The organism is Lysobacter antibioticus HS124 (assembly GCF_000336385.2).
In the GTDB taxonomy this organism is placed as follows: domain Bacteria; phylum Pseudomonadota; class Gammaproteobacteria; order Xanthomonadales; family Xanthomonadaceae; genus Lysobacter; species Lysobacter firmicutimachus.
Window position 1 is genome coordinate 1 of record NZ_HG424554.1, and the last position, 7,139, is coordinate 7,139.

The 7,139-nt window shown below is 70.5% G+C and carries 8 protein-coding genes; 3 read left to right on the forward strand and 5 right to left on the reverse strand.

Annotated features, from left to right (window positions below; all coding sequences use genetic code 11):
• On the forward strand, positions 1-995 hold a 995-nt coding region (locus TX83_RS18040), incomplete at its 5' end, for a dipeptidase (RefSeq protein ID WP_064749373.1).
• A 212-nt stretch (positions 996-1,207) separates the two neighbouring features.
• On the opposite strand, the gene dnaG is transcribed toward TX83_RS18040, so the two are convergent.
• From dnaG to rpsU, 5 genes are all read right to left on the reverse strand, one after another.
• Positions 1,208-2,956, reverse strand: a complete 1,749-nt coding sequence (dnaG, locus tag TX83_RS18045) for a DNA primase (RefSeq protein WP_064749378.1) — start codon at positions 2,954-2,956, stop codon at positions 1,208-1,210.
• A 101-nt stretch (positions 2,957-3,057) separates the two neighbouring features.
• Positions 3,058-3,981: a YihY/virulence factor BrkB family protein gene (locus TX83_RS18050; RefSeq protein ID WP_064749374.1), complete on the reverse strand. Its 924-nt coding sequence runs from the start codon at positions 3,979-3,981 to the stop codon at positions 3,058-3,060.
• A 53-nt stretch (positions 3,982-4,034) separates the two neighbouring features.
• Complete coding sequence (locus TX83_RS24260; protein ID WP_079248294.1) at positions 4,035-4,343, reverse strand: SEC-C metal-binding domain-containing protein; 309 nt, start codon at positions 4,341-4,343, stop codon at positions 4,035-4,037.
• Between the two features lie 134 nt (positions 4,344-4,477).
• The gene (locus tag TX83_RS18060; protein WP_064749375.1) at positions 4,478-4,924 is read right to left on the reverse strand and encodes a GatB/YqeY domain-containing protein; all 447 of its coding nucleotides are present in this window, start codon (positions 4,922-4,924) and stop codon (positions 4,478-4,480) included.
• A 194-nt stretch (positions 4,925-5,118) separates the two neighbouring features.
• On the reverse strand, positions 5,119-5,334 hold the full coding sequence (gene rpsU, locus TX83_RS18065) for a 30S ribosomal protein S21 (protein WP_031371286.1): 216 nt from the start codon (positions 5,332-5,334) through the stop codon (positions 5,119-5,121).
• Between the two features lie 136 nt (positions 5,335-5,470).
• Between rpsU and tsaD the strand changes: the two genes are divergently transcribed.
• Together tsaD and folB are read left to right on the forward strand one after the other, a co-directional pair.
• Entirely contained in the window at positions 5,471-6,493 is a 1,023-nt protein-coding gene (gene tsaD / locus TX83_RS18070) for a tRNA (adenosine(37)-N6)-threonylcarbamoyltransferase complex transferase subunit TsaD (protein ID WP_064749376.1), read from the forward strand.
• Positions 6,494-6,658: 165 nt separating this feature from the next.
• The gene (folB, locus tag TX83_RS18075; RefSeq protein WP_064749377.1) at positions 6,659-7,015 is read left to right on the forward strand and encodes a dihydroneopterin aldolase; all 357 of its coding nucleotides are present in this window, start codon (positions 6,659-6,661) and stop codon (positions 7,013-7,015) included.
• Positions 7,016-7,139: the final 124 nt, after the last annotated feature.

The window sequence follows — 7,139 nt, forward strand, 5'->3', positions numbered from 1 at the left end:
GCGCCTTCCTCGGCAACGACGGCGGCGAGGCCGACGCGCCGTTGACGCCGGCGGTGATCGCCGACGTGCGCGACAGCGGTTTGCGCGCGCTGCAGGTCACGGTCGGGCCGGTGGCGCGCTACGAGAACGCCTACGAGTCCACGGTGCGCGATCTGGCTTACTGGGAGCGAGAGTTCGCCCGCCATCCCGACCTGCTGCTGCCGGTGCGCAACGCCGCCGACCTGCAGCGCGCTCATCGCGAGCGCAAGCTCGGCATCGTGTTCCAGTTCCAGGACAGCGCGCCGATCGGCGAGAAACTGGAGCGGGTCGACGATTTCCAGCGTCTGGGCGTGCGCACGGTGCAGCTGACCTACAACCTGCGCAACCTGGCCGGCGACGGCTGCATGGAACCCGGCGACGCCGGCCTGAGCCGGTTCGGCCAGCAGCTGATCGAGCGCCTCAACGAGCGTCGCCTGCTGCTCGACCTGGCCCACAGCGGGCGCCGCACCGCGCTGGAGGCGATCGCCGCGTCGAAGGCGCCGGTGCTGATCAGCCACACCGGCTGCGCCGCCCTGGTCGAGCGGCCGCGCAACAAGACCGACGCCGAGCTGCGTGCGGTGGCCGGAGGCGGCGGCGTGGTCGGGATCTATCTGATGCCGTTCCTGCGCGAGCAGGGACAGGCGACCGCGGCCGACGTGATCGCGCATCTGGAGCACGCGGTGCGCGTCTGCGGCGAGGACCATGTCGGCATCGGCACCGACAATGCGTTGTCGCCGGTGCGGCTCACCGAAGCCTACAAGCGCATGCACCGCGATACGGTGCGCGAGCGCCGGCGCCTGGGCGTGTCGGCGCCGGGCGAACACGAGGACGTGTATCTGTTCGTGCCCGAGCTCAACCACGCCCGCCGCTTCGAGCGCATCGCCGCGCTGCTGGCGCAGCGCGGCCATTCCGACGCGCGCATCGGCAAGCTGCTGGGCGGCAATTTCGCCCGGGTGATGAGCGAGGTGTGGGGCTAGCGGCTGTTTGTAGGAGCGGCATGAGCCGCGACCACCGCGGCGGTGTGCGCAAGCGTTCGGGCCGAAGCCCGGATAGCCGGCATGAGCGGCCATGGCGATCCGAATGGCCGGGCTTCGGCCACTGCGCTTTCGATCATCGCTGCGGTTGGTCGCGGCTCACGCCGCTCCTACAGGAAAAAGCGGCGCGCCGTTCCTGCAGGAAGCGGGGTCGCTCAGGCCTTGGCCGTGGGCCGCGCCAGGCGCGCCTGCAGCAGCGACAGCAGCTCGCGTTTTTCGTCCTCGTTGAGGCCGGCTTCGCGCTGCTGGCTCTGCAGTTCGGCCAGGCGCTGCTCGACGGTCTGCTTGTCGAGCTGGGCGATCGCATCGAGGAATTCGCGCTGCAGGGTTTCGTCGCTGCCGGGCAGCGTCTGGCTGGCCAGCTTCTGCAGCGCGGCGGCCTGTTCGTGCTCGGCGAAGTGCTCGAGCAGGGCGCCGGTGCTGATTTCCGGCCGCTGCTGGACCAGGTCGACGATTGCGGTCAGCAGTTCGATGCCCGGCTGGCGCAGTTGGGCGAAGCGGTAGGGCGGCGCCAACGCCGCGGCCAGCGAGGGCTTCTGCAACACGATCGCGATCGCGCTGCGCACCAGCGAGCGCTTGGGCGTCGGCGCGGCGCGGCCGCCGCCGTGGGCGCGCTGCGCCGGCACATGCGTTTCCGGCGCGGCGGCGCGCGCGCCGACCCCGGTCAGCTCGGTCAGGCGCTGCTTCATCAGGTCGCCGAAGGCCCCGTCGGGAATCTGCGCCAGCAAGGGCTTGGCGCGCTCGGCCAGGCGGCCTTTGCCTTCCAGCGTGTTGAGATTGACGTCGGCGGCGAGCGTGTCGAACAGGAACTGCGACAGCGGCATCGCCTCGCGCAGGCGATGGTCGAAACCTTCGGCGCCTTCCTGGCGCACCAGGCTGTCGGGGTCCTCGCCGTCGGGCAGGAACAGGAAGAAGGCCTGGCGCCCGTCCTTCATCCGCGGCAGTACCGACTCCACCGCCTTCCAGGCCGCGCCGCGGCCGGCGCGGTCGCCGTCGAAGCAGAAGTAGACGTCGGCGGCATTGCGGAACAGCAGCTCGGCGTGATCGGGCGTGGTCGCCGTGCCCAGCGTCGCCACCGCGGTGTCGACGCCGTGCTGGAACAGCGCGATCACGTCCATATAGCCTTCGACCACGATCAGGCGCGGGATCTTGTTGTGCGCCTGGCGCACCTGCCACAGCCCGTACAGCTCGCGGCCCTTGTGGAACAGCGGGGTTTCCGGCGAGTTGAGGTACTTGGGGCCGTCTTCCTTGTCGAGCACGCGGCCGCCGAACGCGATCACCCGGCCGCGGCGGTCGTGGATCGGGAACATCACCCGGTCGCGGAACTTGTCGTACACGCGGCCGCTTTCGTTCTTGGAGAACAGGCCGGCGCGTTCGAGCAGCTTCATCCGCCGCTCATCGGTGCCGAGCGCGTCGCGCAGACCGTTGAAGCCGTCCGGCGCGTAGCCGATGCCGAAGCGGTCGCGAATGTCGATGCTGACCCCGCGCGCGTCGAGATAGCCCTGGGCCTTGCCGCTGGCCGCGTACTGGCGCAGGAAGAAGCGCTGCGCCGCCTCGACCGCGGTGTACAGGTCCTGGGTGTCGGAATCCTGGTTGCGCGAGCGGGTGTCGCGCGGAACTTCCACGCCGATCCGCTTGGCCAGCTCGTCGACCGCGTCGAGGAACTCGAGCCGGTCGTAGTTCATCAGGAAACTGATCGCGGTGCCGTGCGCGCCGCAGCCGAAGCAGTGGTAGAACTGCTTGGTCGGCGATACCCAGAACGAGGGCGAGCGTTCGTCGTGGAACGGGCAGCGCGCCGAATACTCCTTGCCCTGCCGCTTCAGCGGCACGCGCGAGCCGACCACCTCGACGATGTCGGTGCGGGCGAGGAGGTCGTCGATGAAGCCGTCGGGAATGCGCGCCATGCCGGGGCGCCCGGGCATCGGGCGCGGTCGTTGCTTGATGGATCGGCGCCTAGGATGCCATGCGCGGCGTCGGCGGGGCGTGGCCGGGTGCGGCCGCTGGCTCAGGCCGACGCGGCGGCGCGCGCCTCGCTCAGGCGCCGGCGCAGCCGTGCGCGTTCCTCCAGCGTCGCGGTGATCAGCGCGCCGAGCAGGAACACCACGGCGCAGTAGTACATCCATACCAGCATCACCACCAGGCCGCCGGCCGGGCCGTAGGCGCTGCCGAGGCTGGCCTGGCCCAGGTACAGGCCGATCGCGCTGCGGCCGAGCATGAACATGGCCGCGGTCAGGGCGCCGCCGAGCAGGGCGCGGCGGCGGCCGACCGGCCGGTCCGGCAGCCAGCGGTACATGGCGGCGAAGACCAGCGCGTAGAGCAGGAACGAGACGACGCCGGCGACCAGCGGCAGCAGGTCGGGCAGGTAGGCGATCAGCAGCTGCAGCGCCGCCTGCACCGCCATCGACACCACCAGCAGGAAGCCGACGCTGATCGCCATGCCGAACGAGAGCAGGCGCTTGCGCAGCCAGGCCAAGACCCCGCCCAGGCGCTGGGCGTCGCTGCGGAACACCCGGTTCAGCGCCGCCTGCAACTGGCCGAACACCGCCGAGGCGCCGAGCAGCAGCGCCAGCACGCCGAAGCCGGCGGCCAGCGACCCGGTGTCGGGCCGGTGTTCGGCATTGGCGACGATCAGCCGCGCCGTGCCCTCGACTTCGCTGCCGACCAATTGGCCGATCTGGCGGAAGAATTCTTCCTGCGCCGAGGGATACAGCGCCGTGGTCAGCCACAGCAGCAACAGCACCAGCGGCGCCAGCGACAGCAGGGTGTAGAACGACAGCGCCGCGGCCAGGGCCAGCAGGTCGTACTCGAAGAAGCGCTCCAGCAACTGCGCCGGCGCACTGCGCTGCAGCCGCGCCTGCAGGGCGCGGATGCGCTCGGCCGGGGCGTCGGAGTCGGAAGGCGGCGCGGGCGGGCTGGGGTCGGGGGACATGCGGCCGAAGAGGGCGACGCGTGCGGCGTCGCCCTCAGTATGCCGGGGTCGGCTCAGGCGGGCGTGGCGGCGATGCTCAGGCGCGTGCCTGCGCCGCGTTCAGTCGCAGCGGCGGTCGCGATGGTAGTCGTGACGGCCGACGCCGTCGTGACGACCGCTGTGCAGACAGCAATTCTCTTGAACCTCCGTGCCGAACCGCAGGGGCAGGGGTCGTTGCGGCCCAGCTTCTCGACCAGTTCCTTGTCGCCGTGGACGAAGCGGCGGCCGCGGCCGACCTGAGTTTCGGAGGGATAGCCCTGGCGACGCTTGCGGGTGAGCTCAACCGCGGGCGCGGTCTCGAAAGCAGTCGGGGCGGGCGCGATGGCGCAGTTTCATGGGACACCTCCTGATGGGCGGCCAGAGAATCGCTCGTGGCCGGTGAAGGACGCCGCCGTGGGCGGCGTCCGGGTCCTGCGGCCGCGCGCGAAGGCGCGGCGGGTTGTGCGGCGACGGCTGCTCAACCGGCCAGGCGCTGCTTGGCCAGGGCGGAAACCTGGCCCATGTCGGCCTTGCCGGCCAGCTTGGCCTTGAGCGGGCCCATCAGCTTGCCCAGGTCGGCCGGCGCGCTCGCGCCGACCTCGGCGATGACCGCGTCGACCACGGCCAGGATCTCGGCCTCGCCCAGCTTGGCCGGCAGATAGCGTTCGATCACGGTGATTTCGTCGCGCTCGACCTGGGCCAGGTCCTCGCGGGCCGCCGCCTGGTACTGGCTGACCGAGTCGCGGCGCTGCTTGACCATCTTGTCGAGCACCGCGATCACCGCGGTGTCGTCCAGCTCGATGCGCTCGTCGACTTCCTTCTGCTTGAGCGCGGCGTTGATCAGGCGGATCACGCCCAGGGACTGCTTGTCGCCGCTCTTCATCGCGGCCTTCATGTCTTCGGTGAGGCGTTGTTTGAGGCTCATGGGCGGGGATTCGGGATGGGGGATTGGCAGGGGCGGGCGAAGGAACGGGAGGCTGCGGGCTTTGCGAATCCCGACTCTCCCATCCCGTCATCCCGGCTGGAAACGCAAAAAGCCGGCGGCGCCCGAGGCGCGGCCGGCTTCTTGCTCGCTACGCGCGCGCATCGACCCGAGGCCGAGCGGCGCGGAACGGGCGATCAGTACAGGCGCTGACGCTTGGTAACGTCGCGCGAAGCGCGGCGAGCCTGACGCTTCACCGCAGCCGCGGCCTTGCGCTTGCGTTCCTGCGTCGGCTTTTCGTAGAACTCGCGCTTGCGGGTCTCGGCCAGAACGCCGGCCTTCTCGCAGGTGCGCTTGAAGCGGCGCAGGGCAAATTCGAAAGGCTCGTTTTCGCGGACTTTGACGCTGGGCATACGTTATCTCGTTAGGGAACCGGCCCGGGCAGACCGGGAGAGCCGCGCATTATAGCGACGGTCCTGCGGAAGGTGCAACATACACCCCCATGAACGCGACATTCTCCCAGAAAACGGCGGCCGGCGGGGTGCTCCGATGAAGGTCCTCGGCATCGAGACCAGCTGCGACGAGACCGGCGTCGCCGTCTACGACACCCGGGCCGGGCTGCGCGCCCATGCCCTCTACAGCCAGATCGCCCTGCACGCCGAATACGGCGGGGTGGTGCCGGAGTTGGCCAGTCGCGACCACGTGCGCAAGCTGCTGCCGCTGATCCGCCAGACCCTGGCCGAATCGGACCTGCGCCCGCAAGACCTGGACGGGGTGGCCTACACCGCCGGCCCGGGCCTGGTCGGCGCCCTGCTGGTCGGGGCCGGGGTCGCCCGCGCCTTGGCCTGGGCCCTGGACGTGCCGGCGGTGGCCATCCACCACATGGAAGGCCACCTGCTGGCGCCGCTGATGGAGGACGACCCGCTGGGCCGGCCGCAACCGCCGTTCGTGGCCCTGCTGGTGTCCGGCGGCCACACCCAACTGGTCGCGGTCGACGCCATCGGCCGCTACCGCCTGCTCGGCGAGACCCTGGACGACGCTGCCGGCGAGGCCTTCGACAAGACCGCCAAGCTGATGGGATTGCCGTATCCGGGGGGACCGCAATTGGCCGCCCAGGCCGAGCTCGGCGTGCCGGGCCGGTTCAAGTTCGCCCGGCCGATGACCGACCGGCCCGGCCTGGACTTCAGCTTCAGCGGACTCAAGACCCAGGTCCTGCTGGCCTGGCAGAACAGCGACCGCAGCGACCAGACCCGCGCCGACATCGCCCGCGGCTTCGAAGACGCGGTGGTCGACACCCTGGCGATCAAGTGCCAGCGCGCCCTCGACGCGGCCGGCTGCGACACCCTGGTGGTCGCCGGCGGCGTCGGCGCCAACCGCCGCCTGCGCGCCAAGCTGGCGGCGATGGCGGAAAAGCGCGGCGGCCGGGTCTGCTTCCCGCGCCCGGCCTTCTGCACCGACAACGGCGCGATGATCGCCTACGCCGGCGCACTGCGCCTGGAAGCCGGCCAGCACGAGGACGCCGCGGTCAAGGTGACGCCGCGCTGGGACATGGCGTTGTTGCGGGAGGTCTGAGGGGCCGGGATTGGGGATTGGGGATTGGCAAGAGCGGGTCCGCGAATGGCTGGCGCCTTGCCCGTTCCCCGCCTTTGCCAATCCTCAATCACCAATCCCCGCTACACCGCCTACCATGGCCCCGCTTCTACCAATCCCAATCCCCAATCCCGAATCCCCGCCCCCATGGACCACGTCTTCATCGAAGGCCTCGAGCTCGAGGCCGTGATCGGCATTTACGATTGGGAACGCAAGATCCGTCAGCCGCTGGTGTTCGATCTGGAAATGGACTTCGACAACCGGGTGCCGGCGGCCAGCGACGCGATCGGCGATACCCTGGACTACAAGGCGATCAGCGACCGTATCGCGCAGTACGTGGGGCAGTCGCAGTTCGGTCTGGTCGAGACGCTGGCCGAGCGGGTCGCGGCGATCGTGATCGAGGAATTCGGGGTGAGCCGGGTACGGCTCAAGCTGACCAAGCCCAGCGCGATCCGCGGCGCGCGCGGGGTGGGAGTGCGCATCGAGCGCTCGCGCGCGGCGTGAGGCGCGTGCGCTGAGCGATCGCGCAGGGTGGTCCGGAGCCGGCCGTGCGCGACGCGCGCAGCGCCGGCGTGGCGGCCCCGTTCCGTTCTCGGCCGATCTTGCGAACGGCCGCATGAGGGGGGGG

What these genes read in the sequence shown, in the direction of transcription:
- folB (WP_064749377.1), top strand. Translation starts at nt 6,659, where the DNA reads ATGGACCACGTCTTCATCGAAGGCCTCGAGCTCGAGGCCGTGATCGGC.
- tsaD (WP_064749376.1), top strand. Translation starts at nt 5,471, where the DNA reads ATGAAGGTCCTCGGCATCGAGACCAGCTGCGACGAGACCGGCGTCGCC.
- TX83_RS18050 (WP_064749374.1), bottom strand. Translation starts at nt 3,981, where the DNA reads ATGTCCCCCGACCCCAGCCCGCCCGCGCCGCCTTCCGACTCCGACGCC.
- dnaG (WP_064749378.1), bottom strand. Translation starts at nt 2,956, where the DNA reads ATGGCGCGCATTCCCGACGGCTTCATCGACGACCTCCTCGCCCGCACC.
- TX83_RS18060 (WP_064749375.1), bottom strand. Translation starts at nt 4,924, where the DNA reads ATGAGCCTCAAACAACGCCTCACCGAAGACATGAAGGCCGCGATGAAG.
- rpsU (WP_031371286.1), bottom strand. Translation starts at nt 5,334, where the DNA reads ATGCCCAGCGTCAAAGTCCGCGAAAACGAGCCTTTCGAATTTGCCCTG.